16 protein-coding genes are annotated in these 14,967 nt (G+C 43.0%); 5 read left to right on the top strand and 11 right to left on the bottom strand.

Annotated features, from left to right (window positions below):
• The first annotated feature begins 99 nt into the window (after positions 1–99).
• From AC1RRY_RS17650 to AC1RRY_RS17635, 4 genes are all read left to right on the top strand, one after another.
• Complete coding sequence (locus AC1RRY_RS17650) at positions 100–738, top strand: O-methyltransferase (protein WP_492822174.1); 639 nt, start codon at positions 100–102, stop codon at positions 736–738.
• A 217-nt stretch (positions 739–955) separates the two neighbouring features.
• On the top strand, positions 956–3,136 hold the full coding sequence (locus AC1RRY_RS17645; protein WP_492822176.1) for a LysM peptidoglycan-binding domain-containing protein: 2,181 nt from the start codon (positions 956–958) through the stop codon (positions 3,134–3,136).
• 188 nt (positions 3,137–3,324) lie between these two features.
• Positions 3,325–3,897 carry a DUF3109 family protein gene (locus AC1RRY_RS17640; RefSeq protein ID WP_492822178.1) on the top strand — a complete coding sequence of 191 codons (573 nt, stop codon included), beginning with the start codon at positions 3,325–3,327 and terminating at the stop codon, positions 3,895–3,897.
• 331 nt (positions 3,898–4,228) lie between these two features.
• Positions 4,229–4,561, top strand: coding sequence for an MGMT family protein (locus AC1RRY_RS17635; RefSeq protein ID WP_492822180.1), 333 nt, complete (start codon positions 4,229–4,231; stop codon positions 4,559–4,561).
• Between the two features lie 96 nt (positions 4,562–4,657).
• Here AC1RRY_RS17635 and atpH read toward each other — a convergent pair whose 3' ends face one another.
• From atpH to AC1RRY_RS17590, 9 genes are all read right to left on the bottom strand, one after another.
• Positions 4,658–5,191, bottom strand: a complete 534-nt coding sequence (gene atpH, locus AC1RRY_RS17630; protein WP_492822182.1) for an ATP synthase F1 subunit delta — start codon at positions 5,189–5,191, stop codon at positions 4,658–4,660.
• A gap of 167 nt (positions 5,192–5,358) precedes the next feature.
• Positions 5,359–5,853 (bottom strand): F0F1 ATP synthase subunit B, encoded by a 495-nt coding sequence (atpF, locus tag AC1RRY_RS17625; protein ID WP_492822184.1) that lies wholly within the window; start codon positions 5,851–5,853, stop codon positions 5,359–5,361.
• 173 nt (positions 5,854–6,026) lie between these two features.
• Positions 6,027–6,296 (bottom strand): F0F1 ATP synthase subunit C, encoded by a 270-nt coding sequence (atpE, locus tag AC1RRY_RS17620; RefSeq protein ID WP_116980791.1) that lies wholly within the window; start codon positions 6,294–6,296, stop codon positions 6,027–6,029.
• Between the two features lie 49 nt (positions 6,297–6,345).
• A complete protein-coding gene (atpB, locus tag AC1RRY_RS17615) occupies positions 6,346–7,410 on the bottom strand; it encodes a F0F1 ATP synthase subunit A (RefSeq protein WP_492822186.1) in 1,065 nt (354 codons plus the stop codon).
• A gap of 39 nt (positions 7,411–7,449) precedes the next feature.
• Positions 7,450–7,818, bottom strand: a complete 369-nt coding sequence (locus AC1RRY_RS17610; RefSeq protein WP_492822188.1) for a hypothetical protein — start codon at positions 7,816–7,818, stop codon at positions 7,450–7,452.
• 30 nt (positions 7,819–7,848) lie between these two features.
• Positions 7,849–8,064, bottom strand: coding sequence for an AtpZ/AtpI family protein (locus tag AC1RRY_RS17605; protein WP_492822190.1), 216 nt, complete (start codon positions 8,062–8,064; stop codon positions 7,849–7,851).
• Between the two features lie 226 nt (positions 8,065–8,290).
• Entirely contained in the window at positions 8,291–8,926 is a 636-nt protein-coding gene (locus AC1RRY_RS17600; protein ID WP_492822192.1) for a CPBP family intramembrane glutamic endopeptidase, read from the bottom strand.
• Between the two features lie 85 nt (positions 8,927–9,011).
• The gene (locus tag AC1RRY_RS17595) at positions 9,012–10,124 is read right to left on the bottom strand and encodes a glycerate kinase (protein WP_492822194.1); all 1,113 of its coding nucleotides are present in this window, start codon (positions 10,122–10,124) and stop codon (positions 9,012–9,014) included.
• Positions 10,121–11,488, bottom strand: a complete 1,368-nt coding sequence (locus AC1RRY_RS17590; protein ID WP_492822196.1) for a methylmalonyl-CoA mutase family protein — start codon at positions 11,486–11,488, stop codon at positions 10,121–10,123. Before AC1RRY_RS17590 ends, AC1RRY_RS17595 begins: the two co-directional genes overlap by 4 nt.
• A 207-nt stretch (positions 11,489–11,695) precedes the next feature.
• Here AC1RRY_RS17590 and dnaA point away from each other — a divergent pair, with 207 nt between their 5' ends.
• Complete coding sequence (dnaA, locus tag AC1RRY_RS17585; RefSeq protein WP_492822198.1) at positions 11,696–13,141, top strand: chromosomal replication initiator protein DnaA; 1,446 nt, start codon at positions 11,696–11,698, stop codon at positions 13,139–13,141.
• Here dnaA and coaE read toward each other — a convergent pair.
• Both coaE and AC1RRY_RS17575 read right to left on the bottom strand, forming a co-directional pair.
• On the bottom strand, positions 13,127–13,732 hold the full coding sequence (gene coaE / locus AC1RRY_RS17580) for a dephospho-CoA kinase (RefSeq protein ID WP_492822200.1): 606 nt from the start codon (positions 13,730–13,732) through the stop codon (positions 13,127–13,129). The two genes, dnaA and coaE, sit on opposite strands and share 15 nt — an antisense overlap.
• A 44-nt stretch (positions 13,733–13,776) precedes the next feature.
• Positions 13,777–14,775 carry a glycosyltransferase family 2 protein gene (locus AC1RRY_RS17575; protein ID WP_492822202.1) on the bottom strand — a complete coding sequence of 333 codons (999 nt, stop codon included), beginning with the start codon at positions 14,773–14,775 and terminating at the stop codon, positions 13,777–13,779.
• Between the last annotated feature and the right edge of the window lie 192 nt (positions 14,776–14,967).

The raw sequence follows: 14,967 nt of genomic DNA, 5'->3' as shown, positions 1-14,967 counted from the left end.
AAAAAAAATAGCTGCAAAAAAAACACAGGGGCAAAAAAAGCCCCTTTCTTATTCGTTTTTTTGAAATTTGTTCTATTTTTGTATAAAAATGCTTTCCTGATGGAATTTATTCCTTCTGATATTGACAAATATTGCCTGGATCACACCACACCTGAAAACGACTTACTGAGCAAACTTAACCGTGAAACGCATGCCAGAGTGTTGCAATCGCGTATGCTTTCCGGTCATCTGCAAGGGCGTTTTCTTGCTATGTTGTCGCACATGATCCAACCAGGGCTTATTCTTGAAATCGGTACTTATACGGGGTATTCGGCCCTGTGCCTTGCTGAAGGCCTGACAGAAAGCGGAAAAATCATTACTATTGACGTGAACGAAGAACTGGAGGATTTCGTAAGAGGTTTCTTTCAGCAGTCTTCATTAAATGATAAAATAGATTTCAGGGTTGGTAATGCGGCGGAAATAATCCCCGATATTACCGAACCGATAGATCTGGTTTTTATCGATGCCGATAAGCTGAATTATCATCTTTATTATGAGCTGGTTTTCGATAAAGTGCGTGCAGGAGGCTATATCATTGCCGACAATGTTTTGTGGAGCGGGAAAGTAAGCAACCCGACTTCTAAAGACAAAGACACGCTGGCTATCAGAGCTTTCAATGAGATGATTCAGCAGGATAACCGCGTAGAAAATATCCTGTTGCCCATCCGTGACGGGCTGATGGTGCTGAGAAAGAAATAAGTGCTTGAATTTTAATAGAATCGATCTTATCAACACTCCCACATCGGGAACAAACTGCTGCGAGTATTTTGCTGTACTTTATAAATAAAAGTAAGCGAATCATTTTCTTATCTGAAAAGATTCAGAATTGCCCATCTTCTGCGCTTCCGCGAGGGGCCAGGAGAACAGAATCTAAACGTGTTTAAAAGTTGTGCTTTTACTAATAATTTGTTAGCTCATGAAAAAACTCTTCGTGCTTTCGTTTTTTGTGGCAGGTTTTCAGATGGCGCTTGCACAGCAGGCCAGCTTGCCACAAGTACCCAAAAAAGTGACTTTTGCGGGTCTAACCGTCAATCTGGATTCAGATGCCCAGGAACTCGTTCTGAAAGAAGTATCGGCTTTGCTGATACCCGAAAACAGATATGTTCAGGATAAACTCCAGCGTATTCAGTGGTACTTCCCGGTTATAGAACGTATTCTTGCTGAGGAAAAAGTACCCGACGACTTCAAATATCTGGCAGTAGTAGAAAGTTCGCTGTTGCCCGATGCCGTTTCCAGCTCAAATGCGGTTGGTTTCTGGCAAATGAAAGCCCCCACCGCTCAGGAATTTGGCTTACGCGTTGATAGCAACATTGACGAAAGAAAGAATATCTATGCCTCAACCCGGGCAGCAGCCAAATACCTGAAACGGAACAATCAGATTTACAAAAACTGGATATCGGCGCTCTACTCCTATTTGCTCGGAGCCGGCGGTATCAGTAAAATTGTACCGGCCGAATGGACAAACGCATCGTCGGTAGCATTCACAGGTCGTACTGATCGCTATTTGATTAAAACCGTTGCGGCACGCCTTGCTTTTGAGTATCGCGTGAACCGCATGAAACAAAACGACTGGACCTTCTTTGAATACACCAAAGGAAAAGGTAAAACGCTGGCAGAGATTGCTTCCGTTTTTGAAATTGATCTTATCGAGTTGAAAAGACATAACTCGTGGTTGCAGGTAAGTACCATTCCTGACAATTACTCGGTAGCCCTGTTTGTGCCTGCCAACAAAATAGACCTGGTACAGATAAAGGCAATCGGGCAAAGCACTTTAACTGCCACCGGTGCTTCTTCAACACCGGCACTAACGGCAGTTAAAGAAGAACGCCCCGCAAAAGAGGAAACCAATCACATGGGATACCCCGTTTTAGTACGTGTAACCAAAAAGACAAGCAAAGACGACGAGGCCGTTTTCTATGAAATAAATGAAATGAAAGGTATTCTTGCTAAATCGGGCGACAACGTAGCCTCTTTGGCAAAAGCAGGTAAGCTGAAAATAAAAGACTTCCTGATGTACAACGACATGAGCGACGCCGACGTGGTAGAGACAGGGAAAGTGTATTATCTGCAAAGAAAATACAGTAAAGGTCCCGTACGTGAGTTTGAGGTGAAGTCTGGCGAGTCGATGTGGAGCATCTCACAGTCTTTTGGGGTTAAATTAAAGTCTTTGTTGAAATTCAACCGGATGAAGGCCTCTGCTGATATTGCGGAAGGCCAACTGGTGTATTTGCAGCATAAAAGGCCTAAAGACCTGGCTCTGAAACTTAATACGGACCAACGCAAGCCCGAGGTTGTTGTTCCGCAGCAGAAATTGCCTCTTATGGAAAAATACGAGCAGAAGGCTACCCAAAAGCCGGAAGTTATCGCAAAGACAGAAGAGAAACCTGCAAAAACTGTGGAGCCTGAAAGAGTAAGAGAGCAGTTGCCATCAGAAACAGTGGTGATTGAACGATCTACAAAAAGACCGGCACAGCCACAAACGCAGCCACAGCCGCTAAAGGAGTCGAAAACAACCGCTATCGCTACACAAAACAGTGGAGCATCTGACGACGGCGACAATATCCCCGTAATTAAGATTGAAGACGAAACAGAATATTCAATATCTGTCAATCCTTCTAAATCTGTTAATAAACCGGTCGTTTCTGTCGTTAATAACGAACCTGCCGAAACGGAAGTCAAAAAAGTAGTTAAAACCAATGCAGCGCCTAAAAAGGTGTTTCACAAAGTTGCTCCAGGACAAAACCTCTACAGCATTGCCCGTAAATATGATGTAACCGTAAGAGAACTGGCCGACTGGAATAATTTCTCGACTAAAGAAAGGGTAAAAACAGGCCAGAGGCTACTTGTTGGGTATCAGGGCGACACCGATAACACTGTGAAAGAAGAACCGGCCAAAGAAAACGTGGCGAAAGCAAACACCGCCAAAGAAGAGAAACGCAGCGAATCGCTGGCTAAGTCACACAAAGTAGTGAGAGGCGAAACCCTGTTCAGTATTTCAAGACGCTATGATGTAACCATGAAACAAATTCAGGAATGGAACAATATGCGCGATCGCAGCGTTAGAATAGGGCAGAAACTTGTTATCAGAAAAATATAGTCTGACCGGGAGTTTTAAACCGAATAGTCATACAGTTCAGCATTTACTTTTACTGAGCCTCAGAAGAGTAATTGAACTTAGCCTTATAAACTAGTCCCCTCTGCCTTTTCTTACCGGCAGAGGGGCTTTTTACAATGAAGCATGCCGACCCGGCCTTTGGCAAAATGGGGTATTATTTAAAATAGACAATGATTTTAATCGAAAACACTTGTATCAGTGATGACGTTGCAGAGAAGTTCTTTGTCTGCAATCTGGAAAAATGCAAAGGCGCCTGCTGCGTAGAAGGCGACCTGGGTGCCCCATTGGAAGAATCTGAATTGCCGATACTGGAAGAAGTCTATGACGCCGTGAAACCCTACCTTTCTGCCGAAGGAATTAAGGCTATTGAAACACAGGGAAAATACATTAAAGACTGGGAGGGCGACTTCTCTACGCCAACCATCGATGACCGCGAATGTGCCTATGCCATTTATGACGACAGAGGCATTCTGAAGTGCGGAATTGAACAAGCCTATATAGATGGGAAGATATCCTGGAAAAAACCCATCTCCTGCCATTTATACCCCATCCGTATTACTAAATACGAAGACTTCCACGCCGTGAACTACGACCGCTGGACTATCTGCAGCGATGCCTGTGAACTAGGCGATAAACTCGGCGTGCCGGTCTATCAGTTCCTGAAAGAACCATTGATAAGAAATTACGGTGAAGCATGGTACAACACACTCGATAAAGAAATAAAAGAGCGGGAAGAAAAATGATTTTTTATTGTCGATTTTCGAATGCAGACGGTTCGCCGCGCGATTGTCGAATTGTTTAATTGTGGCGTGAACTTTCAGTTCACTGCATGCAAACCGATTGTTACTATACTCACAAAGCTTACAATTTTTCATGATAATTTCACTTTATCTGATTCGGCGAATGAATTCACCGGCTATCAGAACAAAGGAATATTAATGTCTATTTCGACCGACTTAAGTCGGTCTTAACTAAAATCAAATCCTATGTTATTGTAGCCCCCGAATTCATTCGGGGAATCGTCAGATTGGGAAAAACAGTAAAATATTAAACCAACGCTCACTCAACCACCAAATGAAACCCTCCATAGACAACGTTTTTGATGAGATATATCAGGTAGTACGTATGATACCCAAAGGCCGTGTAACCAGCTATGGTGCTATCGCAGCATATATCGGTTCAAAATCAGGAGCAAGACTGGTAGGCTGGGCAATGAACGCCTGCCATAACCAGCCGGACGTGCCCGCGCACAGAGTAGTGAACCGCAACGGGGTTTTAAGTGGCAAAGCGCATTTCGGTGGTAATCGCATGCAGGAGTTGCTGGAAAACGAGGGAATAAAGGTAGTCAACGACAAGATTACAGATTTCGACAAGCATTTCTGGAACCCCTCAACAGAATTGATATAGCAGATGGTCTATAAAGAAAAAACCCCCGAAGCTCGGGGGTATTTCTCAACTTTATAGCCATGAAAACTAATATTTTTATAACATTCTCAAATTTCCTTATGCTAATGTTATTTTTAAATCATTTAATTTCTTTCTGATCGAAGTATCAAACTGTCTGTCATCCAGTTTCAGTACGTACCCACCAATCAGGTCTTGGTTTGTTTTCTCCTCCAATATTACTTCTTTTCCTGTAGCTTTTGCTACTAAAGCTGTAAAATCTTTACGTTGCGTATCGGTTAACGGAGAAACAGTGGTTACAGTAGCTTTTTGAATACCCTTTTGCTCGTTATACAGTTTCTGAAACTCTTCTGCAATTGAATAAATCAAGTTCTCTCTGTGCTTCTTTGTTAATACATTGAATATCGAAAAAGTAACATCGCTTACACGATTCTCGAAAATATTCTTCAGTATTCCTAATTTTTTGTCATGACGCACAATCGGGTTGTTCATCACAACAGCAAACTGTCTGTTTTCGTCGCAGATTTGTTGAAACAAGAACATGTCTTTGCTCACATCTTCCACAACTTTTTTTTCTATTGCCAAATCAAACAACGATTTAGCGTATCTATATGCAACTATTGAATCTGCCATTTCTTTTTATATAGAAGTAAATTCTCGGTTGCAACATATATTTCTACAAAAGTACAACCGACTCTACCAAAAAAACAAATTTTGTAACACTTATTTTGCAAAAGCTTAACAAGAAATTTGCAAAACGTAAGTATTTTAATTAAGAATGAACCTGCCTAGCGCTGATATCAGTTCAATTTAGCTTCTGAAATCAGGTCTGTTACCAGCGACTCCTGTGCTTTTTTATCAGTCAATTCTTTACGCAAAACTTTTTCGGCAATCTCGATCGAGAAAGCAGCCACGTCTTTTTTCATTTGCGCTACTAAAGCTGCTTTTTCTTGTTGGATGGCCTCACGGGCATCAGCAATAATTTTTACTCCTTCACTCACTGCTTTTTCTTTTGCTTCGGCCAATAGGTTATCAGATGCCTTTTTCGCTTCACGGATAATCAAATCGCGTTCGGCACGGGCTTCAGCAATAATTCTGTCGTTATCAGATTTCAATTTCGCCATTTCTGCACGGGTTTCTTCCGCCATTCTCAAAGCCGACTCAATTGATTCTTCACGCTCTTTCAATGCGCTCAGGATGGGTTTCCAGGCAAATTTTGCAAGGAAAAAAACTAAAATACCAAAAACCAAAAGCATCCAGACAATCAATCCGGGGCTGGGGGTTAGTAATTCCATATCAGTTTTAAAATTATATTTTTATTATTTGACTAGTAAAGGCCTGCTGTTTACAGCAACTAATTTACCATAAACTGCTTTACAATACCGACCGCCGATGTGTGATAGAATCCTGTACTAACGCCTAATGCGAGTAGTACAGGATCTTAATCAGAGTCGTTTACTTTTGATTCTTACACTAATTTGAAAGAGATCAAAAGACAGATTACAGCTGCAAAAAGAGCTACGGCTTCTACAAGGGCAGCGATGATGATCATCATAGTCTGGATTTTGTTAGCCGCTTCTGGTTGACGAGCCACACCCTCAAGTGCGCTACCACCGATACGACCAAGACCAACACCAGCACCAATTGCTGCAAGACCAGCACCAATTGCTGCGCCCATTACTGCAAAACCGCGGGTTGCATCAGCACCTGCTTGTAAAAGAACTTGTAATAAAGACATGATTTAACAATTTATATATTAGTAAAAAAATAAATACAAACTCAGGTTATCAATGACCGTGGTCAGCCTCATGATGTTCTTCAATGGCACTGCCAATATACATTGACGACAACAAGGTAAAGATAAACGCCTGCAGGAATGCTACCAGTAACTCAATGGCATTCATGAACAACGTAAAGATGGTTACCACGCCACCTACTGCAAAGCTCTTGAATATAAAGATAAGACCCAGCAAACTCAGGATAATAATGTGACCGGCAGTGATGTTAGCGAAAAGACGTATCGTTAACGACATCGGTTTCATGAATACACCGGCAATCTCAACCACCCACATTAAGGGCAACATCAACACAGGTACGCCCTCAGGTTTCACTAAGTGCAACCAGTAGTGTTTGTTGGCATTGATATGCGTAATAATAAAAGTAATAAGGGCCAGAATCAGGGTAATGGCAATATTACCTGTTACGTTGGCACCACCCGGCAACAGCCCCAAAAGGTTGTTGATTAATACAAAGAAAAACAAAGTAAGCAGATACGGCAGGTATTTACCATATTTAGGGCCGATATTCGGTTTCACTACTTCGTCTCTGATGAAAAAGATAACCGGTTCAATAAACGCCTGTATACCTTTAGGCGCTTTGCCACGGTTAGTGTTAAAGCTTTTGGCAACGGTCGACATCAACACAATAAGAATAACGGCGCTCAGAATAAGCGATGCCACGTTTTTGGTAATAGATAAGTCCCATACGTGAACAGCCTCATCAATTGAGCCGTCAGCTTTTACTCTGTGTATATGTTCGTGTTCGTTTTTATAATCGTTGTAGATACCGTTTCCTTCTTTGAAACGGGCAGATGAGAATACTTCAACGCCTCTGTCTTCGCTATAAAGAATAACCGGAAGCGGAATGATAGCCCCATGCGAAAATTCCCACTCATGAGAATCGGAAATGTGGTGCATGATCATCTTACCGATGTCGAAATTCTCTTCCTCATGTGTAGCACTTTCCTTTGCTTCGTGATGGCTGTCGTGCGCTTCCTGGGCAAATGAAAAAGTAAGAGAAAAGACTGATAATGAGGCTATTAGTAAGGCTTTATTTGTTAGTGAACGCAACATAATTTTTAAATGATTCGGTCAATCAACGTTTCGGGATAATCACTTTTCTGAATTTTGGCGCAAGTTACTATTTAAATTCCAAATCTCAAAGACTGTATAAAATAAATATAATGCAAAAAAGTTGGCAACGAACAGTTCCTGCTGCTGCAAACCTGCATATAATTCAATGCCGATGAAAATAATGCTCAGAAGTAGACGTAAAGCAACTGTTGCGAGATAAAACTGGATAAAGTTTTTACGTTTTTCGCGGAAACCTAATTCCATTATCCGGTTAAAAAGAAAGGAATAGGCCACAAAAAAGCTCAGAATTACCCATTTTTGCTGGTGCAGCAGATAACCGAGACCAAGTGGTGCAGCTAAAAAAAATACAATTATGAATACTCCGGTGAGCAGTAAAGTTTTTGTCATAAAAGCCATAGCGGGTTGTTAGCCACAGTATTATTGTTTCGGAAGCTGTCTGATAACGTTGTAAAGAGAGACGCCGATGGAGGTAAGTGACAAGACGAGTGTCCAGACCGGTGTTTTATTGGCCGAACGCGAATCGAGCCAATAACCAAACCAGGTACCCAGCCCGATGGTCAGAATCATCTGCAGGCCAATCTGCGTAAACTTAACCCAGGTACGTGGGCTCGGGTTGTTATCATTCTCTTCCATACAATCATTTTTTGCAAAATTAAACGATTAAAGTTTAAGGATTCAGCAAACGGGCAGAAAATATGAATCGGGCACATAAAACCTGTGGGGATGTTTCAGTTTTATGGTAGATTTTACTGTACCAAACAAAGCGATAAATATGTGAAGTTGCCATTAGAAAGTCTGACTCCTTTGCCGAAATGCGCTGCTGAGAGGGTATCCGGGCATGATACAATCTGGAGAAATATCACCAGCCGGGTTCATACATATCTAAAAAAGAAGGAGCAGATAAGTTTAAGAAATCGACCAGAAAGTGAGAGAAAATCACCCATCGCAGGCTATTGGTTTTCTTATAGGTTATGGCCCAAACGATACCCATCACAAAGGTAGATACCAGCACTTCAAACCCTCTGAAGAGCTCGGAGTTTACCCCAAAAACCGCATGATTGACTGAAAATACAAGACTGGTAAAAATGATGGATACGGTGGTATTCCATCCTTTTGTAAAGTCAGACAGGAGCCCTCTCCAGTAGAACTCTTCCAACCAGGGATTAACAATGGCAAGGAGTATCCACGGTAGCCAGATTTCCCAATCCGTCAGTAAATGATTGTATTTCAGAAAAATTGGTAGCGGAATCAGTCCCACCAACAACACGGCGACTATCCATCCCATACCACCGGCAGCAGGTTTTAACCATTGGCGAACCGATTCTTTTTTCCCGTATTTCAGAATAAAGAAAGCAAACAAAAGCCATTCGATTAAAATAATGGGAATAAAAGCCCATTTACCAATTAACCGGCCGGCTACATAGGCAACTACAAAATTGATAGCAATGATAAGGAAGGGGGAAAACAATACTGTTTGTTTGCTTTTAGCGCTCATTTATTTCCTGGTTTAATTATTGATAAGACAACCGGAATCCGTAAAGCCCCTATTCACTGCGAACCATATCAGAAATAAAAAAACACTATTTTTTGTACCACATATTCACCAGATAATAAGTAGCATCTCTTACCCCTTCGTAACCTGACTGCAAGGCTTCGTTTAACGTTTGAGGGCGGTTGAGAACAGAAGCAGCATAGCTGATACCTATCTCTTTCATTTGCCGGGGGGTGGCATCCAATGTGCCGCAAATTGCGGCCACAGGAATTTGTCCCGCTTTGCTTGTAATTCCTTTAATCAGTTTTCCCTGTAGTGTCTGGCTATCAATTTTCCCTTCACCCGTAATAATCAGGTCAACCCCATTCAGGTGTTGGTCGAAATCACAAAAATCCATCAGCAGTTTTACACCTTCATGAAGTGTAGCATTCAGAAAAAAGGCCGCGCCGAAACCCAGCCCGCCTGCCGCTCCAAAACCGGGACTATTCAATACATCACCCGACAAACCGGTGATACCCGCAAAATCCTGCAAGCCCTTGTCTAGTATTGCTACGGCGTTGGCATCAGCTCCTTTTTGTGGGCCATAAACATAAGCCGCACCGTTGGGGCCATAAAGAGGGTTGGTGACATCGCACGCAATCCTGAATGCCGGTAAACGTGAAGTGAGCGATGAAGGAACAATCTTTTTTATAGCAGACAGATTCCCTCCTATTGCTTCTACTTCATGCCCTGCCTCATCCAGAAACTCCCAACCTAAAGCCTTGGCCATGCCTATGCCGGCATCGGTAGTGGCACTGCCGCCTATACCTAGCATAACCTCATGCACTCCGGCTTCTGTCACAATTCTGATTAACTCGCCGGTGCCGTAAGTACTTGTAAGCAGCGGATTTCGCTCTTCGGGTTTCAGCAGATTCAGACCCGAGGCCGTTGCCATTTCTATAAAAGCGGTTTTGCCGTCGGCCGAAATACCATACTCAGCATCAATAATCCTGCCCAGCGGGTCTTGCACTTGTGCTGTTTTCTTTTGTCCGCCTGCATACCACAGCAGCAGGTCGAGCGTACCTTCTCCCCCATCAGCCATGGGCAGGCTGGCGACCTCAATGTCAGCAGATACCATGCTGATACCTTCCGCCATGGCCTGGCAAACCTGTTGTGCATCAAGCGAGCCTCTGAATTTATCGGGTGCTAAGAGTATTTTCATTCAAAAACGGAAGAAATTCTTCTTTTGGCCAAAAAGTGTTTATCAATAGTTGGTTGGGGAGTTGCTGTAGCCGTTTTTTCATCCGACGCTTTAAATTTATTAACCCCCACCATAATTTTCCCGTTTTGCAACAGGCTTATTTTCTCCTGATAGGCCTTTTCGATTTCAGTTTGTATAAATTCTTCTTCAAAGGCCTGTAATATTCCACCTTTTTGCTCAACGGCCAGAAACAAACCCCAGGCAGCTTCAGATAAATCGTTAGTGAGGTTTTCGAGATAATAAGAACCGGCGGCCGTATCCTGTGTCTGGCCCAGATAACTTTCGTCACTCAGCAGAATTGATATATTGCGGGCAATCCGCTCGCTCATGGCATTATATTCATCATTAAAGACTGCATCATAGCCATGAATACTGAGGGAGTCGCAACCACCAATAACTGCCGACATGGCCTCGGTAGTGGCGCGCAGCATATTAGTATGGGCATCTGGCGTGGCATCATAGAACCAAGAGGTATGGCAGTGTACCCGGCAAGCTGCACCGGTGCATCCGTAAGCCTCAATAATCTTACTCCACAAATATTTCAGACTGCGTATCTTGGCTATCTCCATAAAGTAATTGGTACCTACTGCCAATGAAAACTCCATCTTCGACACCACCTGGTCAGCAGGTAATCCTTCGTCAGTTAGTTTGTCAAGATAAGCAACGGCTGTAGCCAGTGTAAAGGCCAGCTCCTGCACGGCATTGGCCCCAGCATTATGAAATACTTCCGAACGGATTGTGAGGGCATAAAATGACGGATACCCGGCACATTCCTGAATAATGCTTTTTGCATTTTTCCAAGTTGTTCCATCCGCAACACCCCGCCCGTTAAAGAAATCTCCTAACGAATCAAAGATTAAGCCTCCTTTGGGCTGATACGGCACAACCCGTTTCAGGGCAGGCAGAAGCACTTCATAATTATTGGTTCTAAAATAAACCGGGGTTTCGCTCAGTTTTATTTTATCCAATAATCTGGTAAAGTCAACTTCCTTGATATCCGCTTCTTCGAAATCAATGGTTATGGCGTGTGCCCCATTCTGCAGGGCATCAATTATAATCCTGTTTGTCTCTTTTTCTTCAGAAAACCTCACTATTGGCCTGTTTTGCCAATTCGGACCTTTTTTGCCGGCCTGCGCCTGCTGAATTTCTCTGAACGGCACACCGGCCAGGTCTTCTTCGGCATAATATGGCTGAACAGAAAATCCTTCGGGGGTTTTCCAGACAAGCGTTTCTTCGAAACTTTTTCCTTTCAAATCTTTTACAGCCTGCGCTTCCCAAATTTTTTTTGTTGCTGCCTGAAATTCTTCAAAGAATTTTTCCCTCATTGATAAATTGCATTTTTCGGTGAAAAAGTTTACTTACAAAGCAAATGTAAAGGTACATTTTGTATTTTTATAAGGCAAATCAAATTTGGTGAAATAATGTTTTGGATTTACTTTGAAAATCCAGCAAAAATCTCAAAATTCACTTCTTGGTTGCAAAGCTAATTTTATTATCTTTGCACCCCCTTAGAATCCCATCATTTGGCCATTATGACTATTTTAGAAACACCAAAGATACAACGAGAGGTAGAGTTAGTATGGCAGAACTGCCTGAAGATTATCCGCGAGAATATCTCAGAACAGAGTTACAAGACCTGGTTTGAGCCGATTGTTCCGGGTAAACTTGAGGGTAAGAAACTGATCATACAGGTTCCGAGCCAGTTCTTTTATGAATGGCTGGAGGAAAACTATGTGCAGTTGTTGAGAAAAGCGTTGGATTATGCCATCGGCAGAGACGGCATGCTGGAGTATTCTATTATAGTAGATAGTGGGAATCAGAAGAAAAACGAGCCGCCTATTGCCGTGAATATGCCACAGCATAGCTCACCGGTAAGCAACAGAACAGATAATAATCAAATGAACGATCAGGTGCGGAACCCTTTCATGATGAAAGACCTCGACCTGCCGAATGTAGACTCATATCTGAATCCGAATTATACTTTCGATAATTTTGTAGAGGGCGACTGTAACCGTCTGGCCCGTGCGGCTGGTTTTGCAGTGGCTTCCAAGCCCGGGGTTACGTCTTTTAATCCGCTGATGATCTATGGCGGAGTAGGGCTGGGCAAAACGCATCTGGTACAGGCAATTGGTAACTTTATGAAAAACAGAGCTGTCAATAAGTTTGTGCTCTATGTTTCGTCTGAAAAGTTCACCAGCCAGTTTATCAATGCCATCAGAAACAACAGCCTGCAGGACTTCATGAGTTTTTATATGCAGGTAGATATCCTGATTATCGACGACGTGCAGTTTCTGTCGGGTAAAGAAAAAACACAGGAAACTTTCTTCCATATATTTAACCACCTGCATCAGTCCGGCAAACAGATTGTGATGACTTCCGACCGCCCCCCACGTGAGCTGGAAGGAGTAGAAGACCGTCTGTTGTCACGTTTTAAATGGGGCCTTACTGCCGATTTGCAGACACCTGATTTTGAAACACGCATAGCCATTATTCAGAAAAAAGCACAGGCCGAGGGTATTTCGCTCGACTATGAAGTAATTGAATACCTGGCGCATAGCATTGATACCAACGTGCGTGAGCTGGAAGGGGTAATTATTTCATTATTAGCACAGGCTTCTTTAACCCGCAGAGAAATAGATGTTGACCTGGCTAAAATTACTTTGCGCCACCTGGTAAAAGATACTGAAAAAGAAGTAACGATTGACACCATCATAGAGGCGGTAACAGAGCAGTTTAAGGTAAGAATCCCAGACCTGAAAGGCAAAAGCCGCCTGAGAGATATTGTATTGCCACGGCAGATAGCCATGTATCTGGCCAAAGAAATGACCAATCTTTCGTTGAAATCGATTGGATATCATTTTGGCGGACGCGACCACAGTACGGTAATACACGCCATTCAGACCGTGAACGACCTCATGGATACAAATAAGGAAATAAACGGAACTGTCAATAAGCTGAAAAAGCTATTCGGTAAATAATTCTCCTTTACTCAAGGTCTCGTGTAGTTTCAGCACCTGCGGTATCAGCAGGTGGTTTTCATCATTCAGAATCGTGTAATTGGCCACAGCGGCAAACTGTTCTTCGGTTTTCTGGCGGGCTATAATGGCCCTGATTTCTTCCTGGCTCCGGTGAGGGTCTCTTTTTTGAGTTCTCGCTATTCTTAATTCTATCGGCGCACTAACCACAATTACAGCATCAAAATCATTATTGTCGCCTGCGGCATTCATTAATGCGGCTTCTCTCAGAGTATACGCCTCATGCCGATGCTGCAGAAACCACTGGTCGGTATCGGCAAATACCCGTGGATGAATCAACGCATTGAGCATTTTCAGTAATTCCGGATTATCAAAAACCTGAGCAGCCACCCATGTGCGGTTATATTTCCCCTGCGCATCATACGCCTGCCTCCCCAGCAATTCCTTTATTTCTTTGCGCAGTTGCAAATCATGATTGGTCAACCATTTGGCGCGCTCGTCGGCATAATAAACCGGAACCCCGAGGATTTCGAACATCTGGCAGACAATGGATTTACCTGACCCAATGCCACCGGTGATACCTATTTTAAGCACAATAATGAAAGATTGATGTATTGCAAAGATAATGGAATATGCGATCAGTCCTGACTTGTTAACTCTGTGAACGTCTTCTTTTTCTTAAAAAAATAAGCCCACACAATACTTTCAGGATAAATGTCTTTCTGTACCGGCGGAGATTTCCTTTCTAGTTTACCAATCATGCCATAGAAGGCAAAATGCGCTTTCAATATAGCCCAGATGTCTTTGAATGAACCGGCCAACAGGAATTTAACACCCGAGACACCGTCAAGCACCAACCGAAAAAAAATAGTAGTGAATAACTGACCGGCAGGCAGGTTTTTGTACATCATGGCCAGCCCGTTGCGGTAATTGAAAAAAGTCTTGCGTGGATTCGATTTATGAAGGGTACCCCCGCCCACATGATACACCGTTGATGCCGGAGAATATAAAACACGATAGCCCGCGTTTTTCATGCGCCAGCACAAATCTATTTCTTCCATGTGTGCAAAAAAGCGGGTATCGAAACCACCCAGCTGGTGAAAAACCTCTGTCCTTACAAACATACAGGCGCCTGTAGCCCAGAATACCTCGCGGGTATCGTCATACTGCCCGTTGTCAATCTCACAAGTATCAAAGATCCGGCCCCGGCAAAACGGATATCCCAACCAATCTATGTAGCCCCCGGCGGCACCGGCGTATTCGAAATGAGTCGGTTTGTAATAATCTTTTATTTTGGGCTGGCAGGCTGCAATATCCGGGTGAGCATCCATCAGTTCAATCACTGGCGCTATCCAATCAGGCGTAACCTCAATATCTGAATTCAGCAAAACATAATACCTGGCTTCTATATGCGCCAGTGCCTGATTGTAGCCTCCGGTAAATCCACCATTATGGGGTAATCTGATCAACCTTACCTGTGGATAGTTGCGATTCATAAACTCAACCGAGTTATCCGTAGAAGCGTTGTCGGCCACTATTACTTCATAACCCACCGAGTTTTTTATAACAGAAGGCAGGAATTTCTCAAGAAACCCTTGCCCATTGTAATTAAGAATAACGATCGCAACTGTTGGCATGAATAAGAATTGAGTGATTGAGTGAATGAGCGAATTAGTGATTGAGTGAATGAATAGGCAGTGTTTGTCGAAATTAGTCAATAGAGAATTGATGCTTGAACGACTATTGCTGCGGTGAGTTAGTGATTATCCTTGACTATCAAACAGTAACAGACTGCATGAACCTGAAACCAGCAAACGTTACATGTACAT

The organism is Emticicia sp. GW821-FHT11C11 (assembly GCF_058808615.1).
Note: the sequence above shows the minus strand (reverse complement) of the source record. Positions and strands in the feature narration are given on the sequence as shown.

Excerpts from the sequence above, each read along its gene's own strand:
- dnaA (WP_492822198.1), top strand. The coding sequence starts at position 11,696 with ATGACTATTTTAGAAACACCAAAGATACAACGAGAGGTAGAGTTAGTA.
- atpB (WP_492822186.1), bottom strand. The coding sequence starts at position 7,410 with ATGTTGCGTTCACTAACAAATAAAGCCTTACTAATAGCCTCATTATCA.
- atpH (WP_492822182.1), bottom strand. The coding sequence starts at position 5,191 with ATGGCAGATTCAATAGTTGCATATAGATACGCTAAATCGTTGTTTGAT.
- AC1RRY_RS17610 (WP_492822188.1), bottom strand. The coding sequence starts at position 7,818 with ATGACAAAAACTTTACTGCTCACCGGAGTATTCATAATTGTATTTTTT.
- AC1RRY_RS17590 (WP_492822196.1), bottom strand. The coding sequence starts at position 11,488 with ATGAGGGAAAAATTCTTTGAAGAATTTCAGGCAGCAACAAAAAAAATT.
- atpF (WP_492822184.1), bottom strand. The coding sequence starts at position 5,853 with ATGGAATTACTAACCCCCAGCCCCGGATTGATTGTCTGGATGCTTTTG.
- AC1RRY_RS17635 (WP_492822180.1), top strand. The coding sequence starts at position 4,229 with ATGAAACCCTCCATAGACAACGTTTTTGATGAGATATATCAGGTAGTA.
- AC1RRY_RS17605 (WP_492822190.1), bottom strand. The coding sequence starts at position 8,064 with ATGGAAGAGAATGATAACAACCCGAGCCCACGTACCTGGGTTAAGTTT.
- AC1RRY_RS17645 (WP_492822176.1), top strand. The coding sequence starts at position 956 with ATGAAAAAACTCTTCGTGCTTTCGTTTTTTGTGGCAGGTTTTCAGATG.
- AC1RRY_RS17575 (WP_492822202.1), bottom strand. The coding sequence starts at position 14,775 with ATGCCAACAGTTGCGATCGTTATTCTTAATTACAATGGGCAAGGGTTT.
- AC1RRY_RS17650 (WP_492822174.1), top strand. The coding sequence starts at position 100 with ATGGAATTTATTCCTTCTGATATTGACAAATATTGCCTGGATCACACC.
- AC1RRY_RS17595 (WP_492822194.1), bottom strand. The coding sequence starts at position 10,124 with ATGAAAATACTCTTAGCACCCGATAAATTCAGAGGCTCGCTTGATGCA.
- AC1RRY_RS17640 (WP_492822178.1), top strand. The coding sequence starts at position 3,325 with ATGATTTTAATCGAAAACACTTGTATCAGTGATGACGTTGCAGAGAAG.
- atpE (WP_116980791.1), bottom strand. The coding sequence starts at position 6,296 with ATGTCTTTATTACAAGTTCTTTTACAAGCAGGTGCTGATGCAACCCGC.
- AC1RRY_RS17600 (WP_492822192.1), bottom strand. The coding sequence starts at position 8,926 with ATGAGCGCTAAAAGCAAACAAACAGTATTGTTTTCCCCCTTCCTTATC.